Origin of the sequence: Pseudomonas coronafaciens pv. oryzae str. 1_6 (genome assembly GCF_000156995.2) — a bacterium.
Classification (GTDB): Bacteria; Pseudomonadota; Gammaproteobacteria; order Pseudomonadales; family Pseudomonadaceae; genus Aquipseudomonas; species Aquipseudomonas tremae.
The window spans coordinates 3,438,154-3,453,377 of sequence record NZ_CP046035.1 but is presented as its reverse complement, the minus strand read 5'-3'; the positions used below and the strand labels follow the sequence as shown (position 1 = coordinate 3,453,377).

The following is a 15,224-nucleotide window of genomic DNA, read 5'->3' as shown; positions in this document are numbered from 1 at the left end:
AAGGTTTCGGTATCGTTACTGCCGATGCCCTGCAAAACCCTGGAAACACCTGATGAAAAGCGACGTCACTAAAAGCAGCATCGGCTGGGCCTGGTTTCATACGCTCGGCTCGCCGAAAGGGTTCTACCGGATCAGCACACGCCTGCTGCCGTGGCTGAGCGTATCCGCCTGCCTGTTGCTTGGCATCGGCATCATCTGGGGTCTGGCGTTCGCACCACCGGACTACCAGCAGGGCAATAGCTTCAGGATCATCTACATCCATGTGCCTGCCGCAATGCTGGCCCAGTCCTGCTATGTGTTGCTTGCAGTGTGTGGTGTGGTAGGGCTGGTGTGGAAGATGAAACTGGCTGATGTTGCGCTGCAATCCGCCGCGCCCGTCGGTGCATGGATGACCGCGCTGGCATTGGCCACCGGAGCGATCTGGGGCAAGCCGACGTGGGGCGCCTGGTGGGTCTGGGATGCGCGGCTGACGTCGATGCTGATTCTGCTGTTTCTCTATTTCGGCCTGATTGCGTTGGGCAATGCCATCGGTAATCGCGACAGCGCCGGCAAGGCCTGCGCAGTGCTGGCCATTGTCGGCGTGGTGAATATCCCGATCATCAAGTACTCGGTGGAGTGGTGGAATACCCTGCATCAGGGCGCCACGTTCAGCCTCACTGAAAAACCGGCCATGCCTGCGCAGATGTGGCTGCCGCTGCTATTCACCACATTAGGTTTCTACTGTTTCTTCGGCGTAGTGCTGCTGTTGCGCATGCGGCTTGAAGTGCTGCGTCGCGAGTCACGGACCCAATGGGCCAGGGCTGAGGTAATGCGTAGTCTGGGGCAGCCCACCGCGCAGCCGGAGCACACGCCTTGAATTTCGAGTCATTCAGCGACTTTCTCGCCATGGGTCGGCACGGGCTGTTCGTCTGGTCGGCCTACGGCTTGTGTGCGTTGGTGCTGCTGATCAACGTGCTGCTGCCGGTTCTGGCGCGGCAGCGTTATCTGAAGCAACAGGCGCATCGTTTGAAACGGGAGCGCCGACCGTGAACCCGCTGCGCAGAAAGCGTCTGCTGATTATCTTCGCCGTGCTCATCGGTGTTGGCCTGGGCCTGAGCCTGGCCCTCAGCGCGCTGAAGGAAAACATCAATTTGTTTTATACGCCGAGTCAGATCGCCAATGGCGAGGCGCCACTGAATACACGTATCCGTGCCGGTGGCATGGTGGAAAAGGGCTCGTTGCAGCGCTCGGCGGATTCGCTGGACGTGCGTTTTGTAGTCACCGATTTCAGCAAGTCGGTGACCATTACCTATCGCGGCATCCTCCCCGACCTGTTTCGCGAAGGGCAGGGCATCGTGGCGCTGGGCAAGCTCGATGCACAAGGCGTGGTAGTTGCCGACGAAGTACTGGCCAAGCATGACGAGAAGTACATGCCTCCCGAGGTGACCAAAGCTTTGCGCGAGAACGGTCAGGCGCCAGCAGCATATGCGCCCGCAAGGCAGGCAGACCGATGATTCCCGAGCTCGGCCATCTGGCGATGATTCTGGCGCTTTGCTTTGCGCTGGTGCAGGCGATCATTCCGCTGATCGGTGCATGGCGTGGCGACAGGTTATGGATGAGCCTGGCGCGTCCGGCAGCGTGGGGCCAGTTCGGCTTTCTGATTTTTGCCTTCGGTTGTCTGACCTACGCGTTCATGGCCGACGATTTTTCCGTCGCCTATGTTGCGCAGAATTCCAACACTGCGCTGCCGTGGTACTACAAGTTCAGCGCCGTATGGGGCGCGCATGAGGGCTCACTGCTGCTCTGGGCGCTGATTCTCGGCGGCTGGACCTTCGCCGTGTCGGTGTTTTCCCGACAGTTGCCGCAAGTAATGCTGGCGCGGGTGCTGGCGGTGATGGGCATGATCAGTCTGGGCTTTTTGTCGTTTCTGATCTTCACGTCCAACCCGTTCGCGCGTCTGTTGCCGCAAATGCCCGCCAACGGCCGCGATCTCAACCCGTTACTACAGGATATCGGCCTGATCGTGCATCCGCCGATGCTGTACATGGGCTATGTGGGGTTTTCGGTCGCCTTTGCATTTGCCATCGCTGCGCTGCTCGGCGGTCGCCTCGATGCCGCCTGGGCACGCTGGTCGCGACCGTGGACGCTGGTCGCCTGGGCCTTTCTCGGCGTCGGTATCAGCCTGGGCTCATGGTGGGCTTATTACGAATTGGGCTGGGGCGGCTGGTGGTTCTGGGACCCGGTAGAGAATGCCTCGTTCATGCCCTGGCTGGTCGGCACGGCGCTGATCCACTCGCTAGCGGTCACGGAAAAACGCGGGGTGTTCAAGAGCTGGACGGTGCTGCTGGCGATTGCGGCGTTTTCCCTGAGCCTGCTGGGTACTTTTCTGGTTCGCTCCGGTGTGCTGACTTCGGTGCATGCGTTTGCCTCTGACCCGGCGCGTGGTGTGTTCATCCTCATGTTTTTGCTGATCGTGGTAGGCGGTTCGTTGACCCTGTTCGCGGTGCGTGCGCCAGTGGTAAAAAGCCATGTCGGCTTCGGCCTGTGGTCGCGGGAGACATTGCTGCTTGGCAATAACCTGTTACTGGTGGTTGCGGCGTCGATGATTTTGCTCGGCACTCTTTATCCGCTGGTGATCGATGCCATGAGTGGCGCAAAGATGTCGGTCGGTCCGCCGTATTTCAACGCCCTGTTCGTGCCCTTGATGGGCTTGTTGCTGGCGGTCATGGCCGTCGGCGTGCTGGTGCGCTGGAAGGACACGCCGCTGAAATGGCTGCTGGGCATGCTTGCCCCGGTGCTGATCGGCAGTGCGCTGCTGGCTGTGATCGCCGGGCTGCTCATGGGCGATTTCCGGTGGGCGGTGCTGGCGACCTTCATGCTTGCCGCGTGGGTGCTGCTGGCCGGGCTTCGCGATCTGTTCGACAAGACGCGCCACAAGGGGCTGCTCAAGGGCGCGCGCAGCCTGACCCGCAGTTATTGGGGCATGCAACTGGCGCACCTGGGCATCGTGGTGTGCATGCTGGGCGTGGTGTTATCCAGCCAGAACAGCGCCGAGCGCGACCTGCGCATGGCCCCTGGGGAGTCTACGCAACTGGGCGGTTACGTCTTTGTGTTCGAGGGCGCGACGCATTATGAAGGGCCGAATTTCACCTCGGATCGCGGCACGGTTCGCGTGTTGCGCAACGGTGTGCCGCTGACCGAGCTGCACCCGGAAAAGCGCCTGTACAGCGTCCAGCAGTCGGTGATGACCGAAGCGGGCATCGACGCCGGTTTCAGCCGTGATCTTTACGTGGCATTGGGTGAACCGCTGGGCAACGGTGCCTGGGCTGTGCGGGTTCACGTCAAGCCGTTCGTGCGCTGGATCTGGCTCGGCGGACTGTTGACCGGGTTGGGCGGGGTGCTGGCAGCGCTGGACAGGCGTTATCGCACCCGGGTCAAAAGCAAGGTGCGCGAGGCACTGGGCCTGTCGGGAGCGGCACTATGAAACGCTGGATCATGTTATTGCCACTGGCATTGTTTCTTGGCGTGGCAGCGCTTCTGTATCGCGGTCTGTATCTCGATCCCGCCGAGCTGCCTTCGGCGCTGATCGGCAAGCCTTTCCCGTCGTTCTCGTTGCCGCAAGTGCAGAGCGAAAAAATGCTGACGCGTGCGGACCTGCTGGGCAAACCCGCGCTGGTCAACGTTTGGGGCACCTGGTGCGTGGCCTGTCGTGTCGAGCATCCGCTGCTCAAGCGTCTTGCGCAGCAGGGCGTGCTGATTTATGGCATCAACTACAAGGACGTAAATGCCGATGCGATCAAATGGCTCAAGGACTTTCACGACCCTTATCAGCTTGATATTCGTGACCAGGACGGCACGTTGGGCGTGAATCTTGGGGTGTACGGGGCGCCGGAAACCTTTCTGATCGACCGTCAGGGCATCATTCGTTACAAGCATGTCGGCGTTATCGATGACGTGGTCTGGCGTGAAAAACTGGCTGCCCGTTATCAGGCGCTGGTTGATGAGGCAAAGCCATGAAACGCTGCCTGCCTGTGGTTCTGCTCAGCCTGTTGTTTTGCGGTGTTGTCCAGGCAGCGATTGACGCCTACACCTTCCGTGACGACGCCGAGCGCACGCGCTACAGCGAGTTGACCCAAGAGCTGCGTTGCCCCAAATGCCAGAATCAGGACATTGCCGACTCCAATGCGCCGATTGCCGCTGATTTGCGCAAGCAGATCTACCGCATGCTCTGCGAAGGGCAGAGCAACCAGCAGATCATCGATTTCATGGTCGAACGCTACGGCGATTTCGTGCGCTATAAACCGGGCCTCAGTGCACGCACGTGGCTGCTCTGGTTCGGCCCTGCCGGTCTTCTGCTCGGCGGCGTTGGGGTGATCGGCTTTATCGTCGTGCGTCGTCGCAAGCAGCGCCCTGCGCAAGGGACGGCGTTGTCCGAAGACGAGCAGCAGCGGCTTGCCAGACTGCTCGACGAGCACCGCTCATGATCGATTTCTGGGTAGCAATCGCGTTGCTCTTGCTGGTGGCGCTGGGCGTTCTGCTGATTCCTGTGCTGCACGGCCAGCGCGCGCAGCGTGAAGAAGATCGCACCGCGCTGAACGTCGCGCTTTATCAGGAGCGTCTGGCCGAGTTGCAGGCTCAGCACGAGCAGGGCGTTTTGTCGCTCGAGCAATGCCAGGATGCACGTGCCGAGGCCGCTCGCGAGCTGCTGGCCGACACCGAAGGTGCAGAACCCGTGCGCACGCAGCGCTTGGGCAGGCCGCCGTTGTTGCTGGCTTCCGCGCTGGTGCCGGTGCTCGGCCTGGCGGTTTACCTGAGCCTGGGGGCCAGTGACCGGGTCGAGTTGAGCCGTGAATTCGCCAGGCCACCGACCTCGCTGGCCGACATGACCCGGCGCCTGGAGCGTAGCGTTCAGGCGCAGCCGGACTCTGCCGAGAACCTGTATTTTCTGGCGCGCAGCTACCTTGCGCAAAATCGTCCCGGTGACGCTGCGCGGGTATTCGAGCGGACAGTTGCGCTGGCCGGAAGATCACCAGAGCTGCTCGGTCAGTGGGCGCAGGCACTTTATTTCGCCAGCGACAAACACTTCACTCCGCAGGTGCAGGCACTGACCGACGAGGCGCTGCAGGCCGATCCCAACGAAGTCATCAGCCTCGGCCTGCTGGGGATCGCCGCGTTTGAAACGCAGCGCTATCAAGTGGCAGCGGATTATTGGACCCGGCTGCTGGCAGCGTTACCCGCAGACGATGCATCGCGCTCGGCGCTGGAAGGAGGTATTGCTCGCGCCAGACAAAACCTTGCCGAACAAGGCACGCCGGTCAAAGCACACTCGCTCAGGGTACGCGTCAGGCTGGCCGCATCGCTTGAGGGCAAGGTGCAGCCAGGTGACAGCGTGTTCATTTTTGCCCGGGCAATCAATGGTCCGCCCGCGCCATTGGCGGTCAAGCGCATCACGGTGGCCGACCTGCCTGCCGAGGTCGAGCTGAGTGATTCCGACGCAATGTTGTCGTCACTGAAACTGTCTAACTTTCCGCAAGTCCAACTGGTTGCGCGGGTGTCTCGCGCAGGCCAGCCAACTACCGGTGAGTGGGTCGGCCGCAGTCAGCCTCTGGCCAGCAGTACCGAGGCACAGCAGGTGTTGACCATCGACAGTCCGGATAACTAGAGAAATCGCTTATGTACCGTACCGCACGCATTACCTTGTTGGGTCTGGTCGTTGGCCTGAGTGCCTGCGCAGTCCAGCATCCGGCACCGCCCCATAGCCAGGAACCGATTCCGACTATGCCGGGCGCTCAGCAGCCTGGCGCACCGCGTCCAGCCCCTGCACCGCAGGAGCCTGTCCAGGCGCCGCCTGCCGCCCCTAAAACCTCGGCCAGCTTCGCGCCGCCTCCGGGCGGTGGGAGCCATTGGGATGCGCGCCTGGGCGTGTACGTGATGGATGGTCAGCCCAATACGTTCTATCGTCAGCGCACTTATTATCAGTGGAACAATGGCTGGAGCTGGGCAACCAGCCCCAACGGCCCCTGGCAGGCGACCGACGCCAGCGGCGTTCCGGCCGGGCTGGGCAAACAGTTCAGCAACTGATTCAAGCCTGCAAATGAAAACGGCGACCTGATGGGTCGCCGTTTTTGCATCGCGTGGGCGGTTTATTTGCCCGGATAAATCTGGTCGAACACACCACCGTCGATGAAGTGTGTCTTCTGTACGGTGCGCCAGTCCCCGAAGGTTTTCTCGACTGAGAGGAAGTCTACTTTAGGGAAACGATCCTGAAACCTGGCGAGAACTTGCGGATCGCGCGGGCGCAAGTAGTTGTTGGCAGCAATTTCCTGGCCTTCCGGCGACCACAGGTACTTCAAGTATTCCTCGGCCAGTGGGCGGGATTTTTTCCTGTCCACTACCTTGTCGACCACGCTCACCGGCGGCTCGGCTTCTGCCGACACGGACGGATAGACCACTTCGAACTGATCGCGCCCGAATTCGCGAGCGATCATCTCTGCCTCGTTCTCGAAGGTAACCAGTACATCGCCGATCTGGTTGGTCATGAACGTGGTGGTCGCGCCACGACCGCCGGTGTCGAGCACCGGCACATGGCGAAACAGGTCCCCGACGAACTTCTTCGCTGCGGCTTCGTCACCACCGTTTTTCAGGGTGTAACCCCAGGCCGACAGGTACGTATAGCGGCCATTACCTGAAGTCTTCGGGTTAGGCACGATGACTTCGACCCCGTCCTTGATCAGATCGGGCCAGTCTTTCAGGGCTTTGGGGTTGCCTTTTCGAACAATGAACACAGTCGCTGAAGTGAAAGGCGCACTGTTGTTCGGCAGGCGCGTGACCCAGTCATCGGGCACCAGTTTGCCGTTGTCGGCCAACGCATTGATATCGGTGGCCATGTTCATGGTGATCACGTCGGCCGGCAGACCGTCGATGACCGAGCGCGCCTGCTTGCTGGAACCGCCAAACGACATCTGCACTGTCACGTCTTCGTTCTTCTCGGCTTTCCAGTGTTTCTGGAAGGCGCTGTTGTAGTCCTTGTAGAAATCACGCATCACGTCGTAAGAGACGTTGAGCAGCGTCGGGGCTGCCTGGGCAGCATTGGCAAAAGCCAGGCCGGCGGCCAGTAGCGAAGCGGCGAAGAGTCTGTTCACTGCAGGGTCCTTGAGATTGTCTTGATGAAGCTTGATGGCGTAATGCCGCGACACTATCAGTATCGCGCCTGCTGTTTAAAGACTGAAAACGTCTTTGCTTATGCCTTGTGCTCTACTTTTGGAAACAATTGATTACCGCAGCGCGAACAGAACGCAGCGCCATGCTCGTGAAAGTTCTTCGAGCAGACCGGGCAATCATGCTTCAACTGCTCGCCGCGCATGGCGTTGGCCAGCTCTGCGGTGAATATCCCGGTGGGCACGGCTATGATCGAGTAGCCGATGATCATCACCAGCGACGAGAGCATCTGACCCACCGGCGTCTTGGGCACGATGTCGCCAAAGCCGACAGTGGTGAGAGTCACGATAGCCCAGTAAATGCCTTTGGGGATGCTGGTGAAGCCGTGCTCCGGGCCTTCGATTACGTACATCAGCGTGCCGAACACCGTGACCAGCGTCGAGACGGTGACCAGAAACACGATGATTTTCTGTTTGCTGCCGCGCAGCGCCGCCAGCAGGTAATTGGCCTGGCGCAGGTAAGTGCCGAGCTTGAGCACCCGGAAAATCCGCAGCATACGGATGATTCGCACGATCAACAGGTACTGCGCATCGCTGTAATAAATCGACAGCACGCCCGGCACAATTGCCAGCAGGTCCACCAGGCCGTAGAAACTGAAGGCGTACTTCAATGGCCGGGGTGAGCAGTACAGGCGCAGAATGTATTCAATCGCGAACAGCAGGGTGAAGCCCCACTCGATCCAGGCGAACAGCGTCGCGTAGTCGCGATGGATGCTCTCGATGCTGTCGATGACCGTGACCAGCAGGCTGAGCAGAATCGCCACCAGGACAATCTTGTCGAACGTCCGCCCGGCAGGCGTATTGGCCTCGAAAATAACGATATGCAACCGTTCGCGACGGCTGAGAGAGGTGTCCATGAGGCTTCCCGATTCGAATATCGGCAGAGCCTAGGAGGATTGGGTAGGTGAGTGCAAGTGCGGTGGCAAGATCGGGACAGGACGCAGAGCGTCCAGAACTGCGTTCCTGCGCTGGAGCTCAATGAGCGATAACCTCGGTGACTGACGTGGGAGGGGATACATGCAGTATTCGGGCGAAGGGTTTTCTCTAAGGACATTGGCGTTTGATGATTGCGAATTGGTCAACCGCTATGAAAAGGCCAATCGCGAGCATCTGCAGCCGTGGGAGCCGTTGAGGGACGATGACTATTTCATCCTCGAAAACGCAAGATCACGGGTTCAGCAACAGTGGGAAAGCATGCAGGCCGGCCGCGCGATTTTCTTCCTTGTCACGGAAGCGGACGGCGGCGAGGTGTTGGGGCGGTGCAGTTACACAAACTTGGTCAGAGGTGCGTTCCAGGCCTGCAACCTTGGCTTCTCGCTGGCAGAGTCCGCTCAGGGGCGGGGGTTGATGAGAAGGTCGCTGCAGATGACCAATCGCTACTGTTTCGAGCGCATGGGCCTGCATCGCATCATGGCCAACCACATGCCGGGCAACCTGCGAAGTGAGCGACTTCTGCAATCGCTCGGCTTCGAAAGGGAAGGGTTTGCGCGCGCCTATCTGAAAATCGCCGGGGTTTGGGAGGATCACGTTCTGAGGGCGTTGGTTAATCCGGGGGATATCACTTAGCTGTAGGGGGCAGAAGGTTACGACGGCTGCGGAGCGGTCTTCAAACCGCTATTCTGGTTTTTCTGATGTACTGCATATAGCGGTTTTGCTGCCATTCCCGACAGTTCGTGGACAAGTCTACTCCTACATTGCGTATATCCGGGCGGGTTGGGGCAGTCCCCTTGCATTGTGGACTGCCCTCTGCCCGCGTTCTATTTTTCGGCCATTTCATCCTTTTCCCAACCGCCGCCCAGCGCCAGGAACAGATTGATCTGCCCCATCGCCACTTCGGTGTTGGCTTCAGCCATCTGAGCGCGCACGTCGGTATAGGTGCGGGTGGCTTGCAGGTCGGCCAGGAACGAGGCGCGTCCGGCCTGGTAGAAGCGGTGGGTCTGGTCAGCGGCTTCTTTGGCAGATTGCTCGGCTTCCTTGAGTGCATCGCGGCGGTCGAGCAGGGCGGTGTATTGCGCCAGCCCGGTCTGGGTTTCGCGAATGGCGTTGAGCACCACACCGTCAAACCGTGCCAAGGCTGCCTGGGCCGAAGCTTCGGCCTGGTGGATGCGCGCGCGGGACCCGTTGGACGGAACCGTCCAGTTCAGCAGCGGGCCGAAGCCCCAGCGATTGGCGGCCGGTTTGCCGAGGTTCTCGATGAGGCCGGTGGTGCCGATGCTTGCGCCGATACTGATATCCGGATAAAGCTCCCCGGTGGCAACCCCGATCTCGGCTGTGGACATTGCCAGATGCCGCTCGGCCTGACGCACGTCGGGGCGGCGTTTGAGCAGGGCAGCACCGTCGCCCACCGGCATGACCTGCGCAATATGCGGTAGCGCGTTGCAAGTGCTGACCCCGGTGGGCAATTGATCGACCGGCTTGGCCAGCAGCATCGACAGGCGGAACATCGCAGCCTGGCGGCGAGCCTCGTAACGGGGCATTTCAGCGCGCAACGATTTGAACTGGGTCTGCGAGCGCGTAACCTGAGTTTCATCGCCGCGCCCGGCATCGCGCAGGCGCCGGTTGAGGGTCAGGCTCTGTTGTTGCAGATCAAGCGACTCGCGGGCGATGTCGAGCTCTTCATTGGCCGCGCAAATCTGCGTGTAGGCACGCACGACATCGGCAACCACAGTGATACGCGCGGTATCGACCGCTGCCTGATTGGCATCGACATTGGCCTGCGCCGCCTCGATGCCGCGCTGCAAGGTGCCGAACAGATCGAACTGGTACGCAGTGGTCAGGCCGACATCACCCACGTTGGACACCGGTACTTTATCGGTCAGCAGATACGCTTCGCCGGATTCCTGAACGCGCTGTGCGCCGATCTTTGCGCCGCTAGTGAAACCACCCGCCGCTTCGGCTTCGGCGTTCTGATAGCGTGAGCGTTGCAGATTGGCCGCAGCAACACGCAAGTCGGTATTGGACGCCATCGCCTGGCGCACCAACTGGTCCAGGCGCGGGTCCTGGTACAAGCGCCACCAGTGCGCCGGCACGGGTGCTGAAACGGCATTGACCGAACGGCCCGCCAGTTCACCCTGCAAATCCGGGCGATTGATCGCGCCGTCCTGCGGCACCTGATAATCCGGCCCGACCATCTGGCACGCTGACAGCAGGGTGCCGAAACTTATCGCCGTCAGGCGTGCAGCGCGTTTCATTGCACTGCCTCCTGAGTGTCTTCGATGATCGAAACTGTCGCGGTACGCCCCGCGATCATGCGGAAATTGGCAGGCACATCGTCGAAGGCGATCCGCACTGGAATACGCTGCGCCAGCCTGACCCAACTGAATGCCGGATTGACGTTGGGCAGCAGGTTCGAGCCGCTGGAACGGTCGCGATCTTCGATGCCGGCAACGATGCTCACCACGTGGCCGGTCAGCCGTGCGTTGTCGCCAATCACGCGGATGTCCACGCCCTGGCCGACATGTATGCCGTCCAGCTTGGTCTCTTCGAAGTAACCGTCGATGTGGAACGAAGCCGAATCGACCACCGACAGCACGGGGCGCCCGGCGCTGACAAACTCATGTTCGCGAGGCGCACGATCATTAAGGTAGCCGTCCACCGGGCTGCGAATCACCGAGCGATCCAGGTTCAGTTGCGCCGCATCCACAGCCACCCGCGCTTCGCCCAGCGCCGAAAGCGCGCGGGCCTCGCGGGACTGGCTTTCCTCAAGTTGCTCACGCGCTACCAGATTGCCCAGGCCGCGGTTACGCTTGTTCTCGCGACGTGCCTGCTCCCAGGTTTCCTGACGCTCTGCGACGGTGGCCTGAGCCTGCCGCAGAGACAGCCGAAAGCGGTCCTGATCAATGGTGAACAGCACCTGCCCCTTGTGCACCGGCTGATTGTCTGTGACCTCGACCTTCTGAATCAGGCCCGACACGTCAGGCGCGATCTGCACGATGTCGGCGCGAATGTGGCCGTCCCTCGTCCACGGCGCGTACATGTAATACATCACCATCCGCCACACCACGACGGTAGCAAGGGCGACAACCAGCAGAGTCAGGACCACGCGGCCCAGTGTCAGTATCGGTTTTTTCATGTCATCAGGTATCGACTTAGAGTATCCACGGCGCCGAGCAGCAAAGCGTATAGACCTACGTTGAACAAAGCCCGGTGCCAGACCAGGCGGTAGAAGTGGGCGCGCGTCAGCACCGCATGCACCCCGAGAAACAGCAGATAGGCAATGCCCATAATTGCCAGGAACATGGGAATGAAGATCCCGCTGATGTCCAGATCACCGATCACAGGGGCGCTCCATCAATGTTGTGCGGCAGTTGCTCGGTCATTTCGCCGGCAACGGTGACGATTTCCACGCCTGGCAACAACGCCAGGCGCAGGCCGCTGAGCGCGTGCAGCAGGTGGACGCGGGCAGGGTTATCGCCCATCTCCTGATCAGTCAGTGCGCGGCGCGTGCGATCCATCGCCATCAACAGGCCGCGCGGCGCAGGCAGCCGCTCACCGGCCTTTTTGCACTGCCGGAAATAGCCACCGACTTCCTCGATTACCTGACGCAACAACACCTGGGCTGCAGGCGTGGCGCGTCGGGTGTAGGCGATCAGGTCCAGCATGTTCAGCGCGACTCGCAGTTCTCGCAGAGCAATGCCAGTGTCCTGCGCGGTCAGCGTCAGGCGCGGCAGTTGCTGCATCAGGCGGTCGAGCATCTGCACGCCCATGCGCCGGTGTTCGGCCAGTGACGACTCTTCGCTGAGGCTGGCGATGTCGCGCCAACTGAAGCGGGTCAGACGTTTGGCTGCCAGTTCGACACCGAACGGGCGAAATACCAGCGTCCAGATGAAGGCAAACAACAACCCCGCGGGGCCTGCCAGGTTGGAGTTGAGGAAGTTCATGAAATCCGCGTCGTAGGCGCTCTGGATGCTGATGAAGGACGATGTGTTGACGATGGTCAGCAGCGTGCCGAGAAAGAACCGCGGTTGCACGGTCAGGGTGCCGACGCAAATGAACGGCACGGCGAAAGCCAGCACCAGCATCGGGAAGTCATGCAGGTTGGGCAGCACCACGAACAGATAAAGGCTGGCAAACACCACCGACAGCAGGGTCCAGAAAAAGAACCGGTAGATCTGCGGGGCCGGGTCGTCCATCGCTGCGAAGAAGCTGCACGATACTGCTGCCAGCGCCACGGCGCTGGCGCCGTCTTTCCAGCCGAGCAGAATCCACAGCACCGACGCGGCAATGATTGCCAGCACTGTCGAGGCTACCGAATAAAGCATCAGGCCGCGGTCTAGAAACGGCGTCAAACGGCCCAGCCGCCAGTGGCGATACGCAGCGCGCCATTGCGATTGATCGTCGGTCTTGATGGCGTATTGCAGTGTCCGGCAGTCCTGCCACAGGTCAATCCACTCACTCAGGCGAAACAGCGTATTGGAGAGCAGCAGCTGATCGCGATCATCCAGTTGTGCGGAGTCCGGTTGCAAACGCTCCAGCTCGCGGTGCAGTTGCTGCCATTGTTCATGCTGCGGGCCGTCTGCGGTGCTTTTCAACCAATCGCAGGTGCGCTGCAACAGCGGCAAGAGGCTGGCCAGAAGTTCGGGCGTGCGCCGCTCCAGTGCCCACAAGGCGTCATCCAGTGCGTCGATGACCGGCAACAAATGAATCATCCTGCCGCGCAGCTCATTGGCGTTGCGCACGGTTTGTTTGCGTGCACCTTCATGGCTCAACTGGCCGATCATCATTTCCAGCGAGTTGAAACTGCCGACCATCGAGTTGCGCAGGGTGCCGATTTCCTCGGCCTGACAGGTGCGGCTGATGAAGCGCTCGCTGTAGGTTGCGGCGTCGCTGAACCACTTTTCCGTCGTGGCCTGAAACACTGGCGCCAGACGGCGTGGCCAGAACATTGCGCCTACGACCGCCGCGCAGATGATGCCGAGGAAGATTTCTTCGGTGCGTGACACCGCGATGTCGAACACCGCCTGCGGGTTGTCGACCACCGGCAGTGAAATCAGCGGCATGGTGTAGCCCGCCAGCATCAGCGCGTAACTGTTCGCTGTGCGCAGATGCAGGGAAAGAAACAGCAGCGTGCCGGTCCACAAGCCGACCACGATGGCCAGCAGCAGAGGCGTCTGCACGAACATCGGCACCAGCAACACTGAGGCCGCCGCACCGGCCAGTGTACCGGCGGCGCGGTACAGCGCCTTGGAGCTGGTCGGACCCACGAAAGGGCTGGATACAATGTACACGGTGGCCATCGCCCAGTATGGGCGGGGCATTTCCATCAGCAGCGCGATGTACAGCGCAAGCATGGAAGCGCCGAACGTGCGCACACCGTAGAACCAGTCGCGAGCCGGTGGCACGCTGGAGAAAAAACCTTTCAAGCCTGGACTCCCTGTTCACGCTGCGCCGCTTCGGCAAATGCCTGCAACACACGCAACGTGGCCTCAAGGTCGGCAGGTTGCAGGCCCTCAAGCACCTCGGCACGTAGCCGTGTCAGCTCTTCTTCAATCGCCCCCGCCAGTGCGCGGCCCTTGTCGGTCAGGCTCAAAGCCTTGGCGCGACGGTCGTGAGGGTCTTCGCTGCGGCAGACAATCCCTGCCTTGCACAGTTGATCAAGCAAGCGGACCAGCGTCGGGCTTTCCATTCCGGCGGCCTGCGCGACTTTGACTTGGTGCGCGCCGTCGCCCAGACGCGCTATGGCCAGCAACGGCCCTGCGCACGCTTCGGAAATGCCATAGGTGACCAGCGTGTTCTGGCAGATGCGTCGCCATTGGCGAGATGCGGCTACCAGGCCACTGCTGATTGCCCTGTGCAGGGGATCGACGGACATATATACACCGGGAATTTAGTTAGGAGCAATATTGTTAGCGAGGATATTAATAGGATGCTAACTAATATCCCGTAACAACTGCTTACAGTCAACCCGGAGGTGACCCAACGGAAATCTTTGTTGAATTGCTCTGGACGAGAGGACGTTTTGAACAAGCGCAGTGTTCAAAAAAGACGGCTTTGTCAGCTCCAGGCTCTGGAAGTTCATCTTGATCGAAAATAATCGCTACCGTTCGTCGGTAATTGGCGCCCGCTCACGCGTTTTTTGCGGCCATTCATTCAAAAAAATGACGCCACATTCAGTGACCTTTTTTCAGATTTATTAACGTCTGCAGCTGATAGGTGGCAAAGCGCTATAACTTTAATTTTGATATCGGAATAGTGGCATTGGCAGTTGTTAGGCATTTTATTGGCGCCAAGACGTTGTCGATCCTGTTTAAAAATTAAACGACAAGGCCGATAGTCTGTATGAACGCAACGGGCCAGCACGCCCGTTCCAGAGCCATCCTGCTGGTGCGCAACGCGTACCCTGCGAGCAATCCATGATCGACCTTGCCACCTGGAACCTTTCCGTCCCTACCGGAAGTCCTGCAACCATCATCGAAACCCCGAAATTGATGAAAGGCTATCGGGATGGTTACTTTCAGTCCGGAGATACTCTGTTTTTCTGGGCGCCGGTGACCGGTTCGACTACGGAAAACGCCAAGTTCCCGCGTTCTGAGCTGCGTGAGACTACGGCTGATGGCAGGGTCTTCAACTGGGCTTACTCAAGTGCAGACAACTTTCTGCGCGCCACGCTGGAAGTTGACCAGGTGCCTTCCAGTGGCAAGATCGTGATCGGTCAGATCCATTGCTATCAGAGCACCGAGCCGTTGCTGAAAGTGGAGTATCAGTACAAGGAGAAACTGAAGACGGGCAATATCGTCGCCAAGTTTCGACGTACGCCGGACGCGGAAATCGAGGTGGTCATCATTGCCCAGGGTGTGCCGCTCGATCAGCAGTTCAGCTACACCATCAACCTGACGCCAAGCGGTGACCTGACCGTCAATGCCTTCAACGCTGTCTGGTACGCCAAGCTCGATTCAGCCTGGGCCAGCAAGCTGTTCTACTTCAAAGCGGGGGTCTACACCCAGGACAACACGGGCTACACCACCGAGGGCGGCTCGGCCACTTTTTACAAGCTGGCGATTGCCCACGAGAAGAAGAACTGAGCTTTTC

Annotated in this window: 17 protein-coding genes; 10 read left to right on the top strand and 7 right to left on the bottom strand. The window is 60.1% G+C overall.

Annotated elements, in window-relative coordinates:
• Window positions 1-52 precede the first annotated feature (52 nt).
• The 8 genes from POR16_RS15505 to POR16_RS15470 are packed head-to-tail and all read left to right on the top strand — an operon-like array spanning window position 53 to window position 6,060.
• A complete protein-coding gene (locus POR16_RS15505; RefSeq protein ID WP_005890301.1) occupies window positions 53-856 on the top strand; it encodes a heme ABC transporter permease in 804 nt (267 codons plus the stop codon).
• Complete coding sequence (gene ccmD, locus POR16_RS15500; RefSeq protein ID WP_005890302.1) at window positions 853-1,029, top strand: heme exporter protein CcmD; 177 nt, start codon at window positions 853-855, stop codon at window positions 1,027-1,029. Before POR16_RS15505 ends, ccmD begins: the two co-directional genes overlap by 4 nt.
• A complete protein-coding gene (ccmE, locus tag POR16_RS15495; protein WP_005890303.1) occupies window positions 1,026-1,493 on the top strand; it encodes a cytochrome c maturation protein CcmE in 468 nt (155 codons plus the stop codon). Before ccmD ends, ccmE begins: the two co-directional genes overlap by 4 nt.
• Window positions 1,490-3,463 carry a heme lyase CcmF/NrfE family subunit gene (locus tag POR16_RS15490; protein WP_005890305.1) on the top strand — a complete coding sequence of 658 codons (1,974 nt, stop codon included), beginning with the start codon at window positions 1,490-1,492 and terminating at the stop codon, window positions 3,461-3,463. Before ccmE ends, POR16_RS15490 begins: the two co-directional genes overlap by 4 nt.
• The gene (locus tag POR16_RS15485) at window positions 3,460-3,996 is read left to right on the top strand and encodes a DsbE family thiol:disulfide interchange protein (protein WP_005890307.1); all 537 of its coding nucleotides are present in this window, start codon (window positions 3,460-3,462) and stop codon (window positions 3,994-3,996) included. Before POR16_RS15490 ends, POR16_RS15485 begins: the two co-directional genes overlap by 4 nt.
• Window positions 3,993-4,463, top strand: a complete 471-nt coding sequence (locus POR16_RS15480; protein WP_122381247.1) for a cytochrome c-type biogenesis protein — start codon at window positions 3,993-3,995, stop codon at window positions 4,461-4,463. The genes POR16_RS15485 and POR16_RS15480 overlap by 4 nt, the downstream gene beginning before the upstream one ends.
• The gene (ccmI, locus tag POR16_RS15475; RefSeq protein ID WP_024689601.1) at window positions 4,460-5,641 is read left to right on the top strand and encodes a c-type cytochrome biogenesis protein CcmI; all 1,182 of its coding nucleotides are present in this window, start codon (window positions 4,460-4,462) and stop codon (window positions 5,639-5,641) included. The genes POR16_RS15480 and ccmI overlap by 4 nt, the downstream gene beginning before the upstream one ends.
• An 11-nt stretch (window positions 5,642-5,652) precedes the next feature.
• Window positions 5,653-6,060 carry a hypothetical protein gene (locus POR16_RS15470; RefSeq protein WP_024689600.1) on the top strand — a complete coding sequence of 136 codons (408 nt, stop codon included), beginning with the start codon at window positions 5,653-5,655 and terminating at the stop codon, window positions 6,058-6,060.
• A 62-nt stretch (window positions 6,061-6,122) separates the two neighbouring features.
• Here the strand turns inward: POR16_RS15470 and POR16_RS15465 are convergent, their stop codons facing one another.
• Window positions 6,123-7,121 (bottom strand): sulfate ABC transporter substrate-binding protein, encoded by a 999-nt coding sequence (locus tag POR16_RS15465; RefSeq protein ID WP_042932302.1) that lies wholly within the window; start codon window positions 7,119-7,121, stop codon window positions 6,123-6,125.
• Window positions 7,122-7,219: 98 nt separating this feature from the next.
• On the bottom strand, window positions 7,220-8,053 hold the full coding sequence (locus tag POR16_RS15460) for an ion transporter (RefSeq protein WP_005890319.1): 834 nt from the start codon (window positions 8,051-8,053) through the stop codon (window positions 7,220-7,222).
• Window positions 8,054-8,213: 160 nt separating this feature from the next.
• Here POR16_RS15460 and POR16_RS15455 point away from each other — a divergent pair, with 160 nt between their 5' ends.
• Window positions 8,214-8,762: a GNAT family N-acetyltransferase gene (locus POR16_RS15455; RefSeq protein WP_005890320.1), complete on the top strand. Its 549-nt coding sequence runs from the start codon at window positions 8,214-8,216 to the stop codon at window positions 8,760-8,762.
• 191 nt (window positions 8,763-8,953) lie between these two features.
• Here the strand turns inward: POR16_RS15455 and POR16_RS15450 are convergent, their stop codons facing one another.
• The 5 genes from POR16_RS15450 to POR16_RS15430 are packed head-to-tail and all read right to left on the bottom strand — an operon-like array spanning window position 8,954 to window position 14,007.
• Window positions 8,954-10,387 (bottom strand): efflux transporter outer membrane subunit, encoded by a 1,434-nt coding sequence (locus POR16_RS15450; protein ID WP_005890322.1) that lies wholly within the window; start codon window positions 10,385-10,387, stop codon window positions 8,954-8,956.
• Window positions 10,384-11,268: an efflux RND transporter periplasmic adaptor subunit gene (locus tag POR16_RS15445; protein WP_005890324.1), complete on the bottom strand. Its 885-nt coding sequence runs from the start codon at window positions 11,266-11,268 to the stop codon at window positions 10,384-10,386. The genes POR16_RS15450 and POR16_RS15445 overlap by 4 nt, the downstream gene beginning before the upstream one ends.
• Window positions 11,265-11,474, bottom strand: coding sequence for a DUF1656 domain-containing protein (locus POR16_RS15440; protein ID WP_005890325.1), 210 nt, complete (start codon window positions 11,472-11,474; stop codon window positions 11,265-11,267). The genes POR16_RS15445 and POR16_RS15440 overlap by 4 nt, the downstream gene beginning before the upstream one ends.
• Entirely contained in the window at window positions 11,471-13,558 is a 2,088-nt protein-coding gene (locus POR16_RS15435; protein WP_005890327.1) for an FUSC family protein, read from the bottom strand. Before POR16_RS15435 ends, POR16_RS15440 begins: the two co-directional genes overlap by 4 nt.
• Window positions 13,555-14,007 carry a MarR family winged helix-turn-helix transcriptional regulator gene (locus tag POR16_RS15430; RefSeq protein ID WP_005890329.1) on the bottom strand — a complete coding sequence of 151 codons (453 nt, stop codon included), beginning with the start codon at window positions 14,005-14,007 and terminating at the stop codon, window positions 13,555-13,557. The genes POR16_RS15435 and POR16_RS15430 overlap by 4 nt, the downstream gene beginning before the upstream one ends.
• A 541-nt stretch (window positions 14,008-14,548) precedes the next feature.
• Here POR16_RS15430 and POR16_RS15425 point away from each other — a divergent pair.
• Window positions 14,549-15,217, top strand: coding sequence for a polysaccharide lyase family 7 protein (locus POR16_RS15425; protein WP_005890333.1), 669 nt, complete (start codon window positions 14,549-14,551; stop codon window positions 15,215-15,217).
• Window positions 15,218-15,224 lie beyond the last annotated feature (7 nt).

Excerpts from the sequence above, each read along its gene's own strand:
- POR16_RS15485 (WP_005890307.1), top strand. The coding sequence starts at position 3,460 with ATGAAACGCTGGATCATGTTATTGCCACTGGCATTGTTTCTTGGCGTG.
- POR16_RS15445 (WP_005890324.1), bottom strand. The coding sequence starts at position 11,268 with ATGAAAAAACCGATACTGACACTGGGCCGCGTGGTCCTGACTCTGCTG.
- POR16_RS15455 (WP_005890320.1), top strand. The coding sequence starts at position 8,214 with ATGCAGTATTCGGGCGAAGGGTTTTCTCTAAGGACATTGGCGTTTGAT.
- POR16_RS15460 (WP_005890319.1), bottom strand. The coding sequence starts at position 8,053 with ATGGACACCTCTCTCAGCCGTCGCGAACGGTTGCATATCGTTATTTTC.
- POR16_RS15490 (WP_005890305.1), top strand. The coding sequence starts at position 1,490 with ATGATTCCCGAGCTCGGCCATCTGGCGATGATTCTGGCGCTTTGCTTT.
- POR16_RS15450 (WP_005890322.1), bottom strand. The coding sequence starts at position 10,387 with ATGAAACGCGCTGCACGCCTGACGGCGATAAGTTTCGGCACCCTGCTG.
- ccmI (WP_024689601.1), top strand. The coding sequence starts at position 4,460 with ATGATCGATTTCTGGGTAGCAATCGCGTTGCTCTTGCTGGTGGCGCTG.
- POR16_RS15425 (WP_005890333.1), top strand. The coding sequence starts at position 14,549 with ATGATCGACCTTGCCACCTGGAACCTTTCCGTCCCTACCGGAAGTCCT.
- POR16_RS15430 (WP_005890329.1), bottom strand. The coding sequence starts at position 14,007 with ATGTCCGTCGATCCCCTGCACAGGGCAATCAGCAGTGGCCTGGTAGCC.
- POR16_RS15470 (WP_024689600.1), top strand. The coding sequence starts at position 5,653 with ATGTACCGTACCGCACGCATTACCTTGTTGGGTCTGGTCGTTGGCCTG.
- POR16_RS15480 (WP_122381247.1), top strand. The coding sequence starts at position 3,993 with ATGAAACGCTGCCTGCCTGTGGTTCTGCTCAGCCTGTTGTTTTGCGGT.
- POR16_RS15505 (WP_005890301.1), top strand. The coding sequence starts at position 53 with ATGAAAAGCGACGTCACTAAAAGCAGCATCGGCTGGGCCTGGTTTCAT.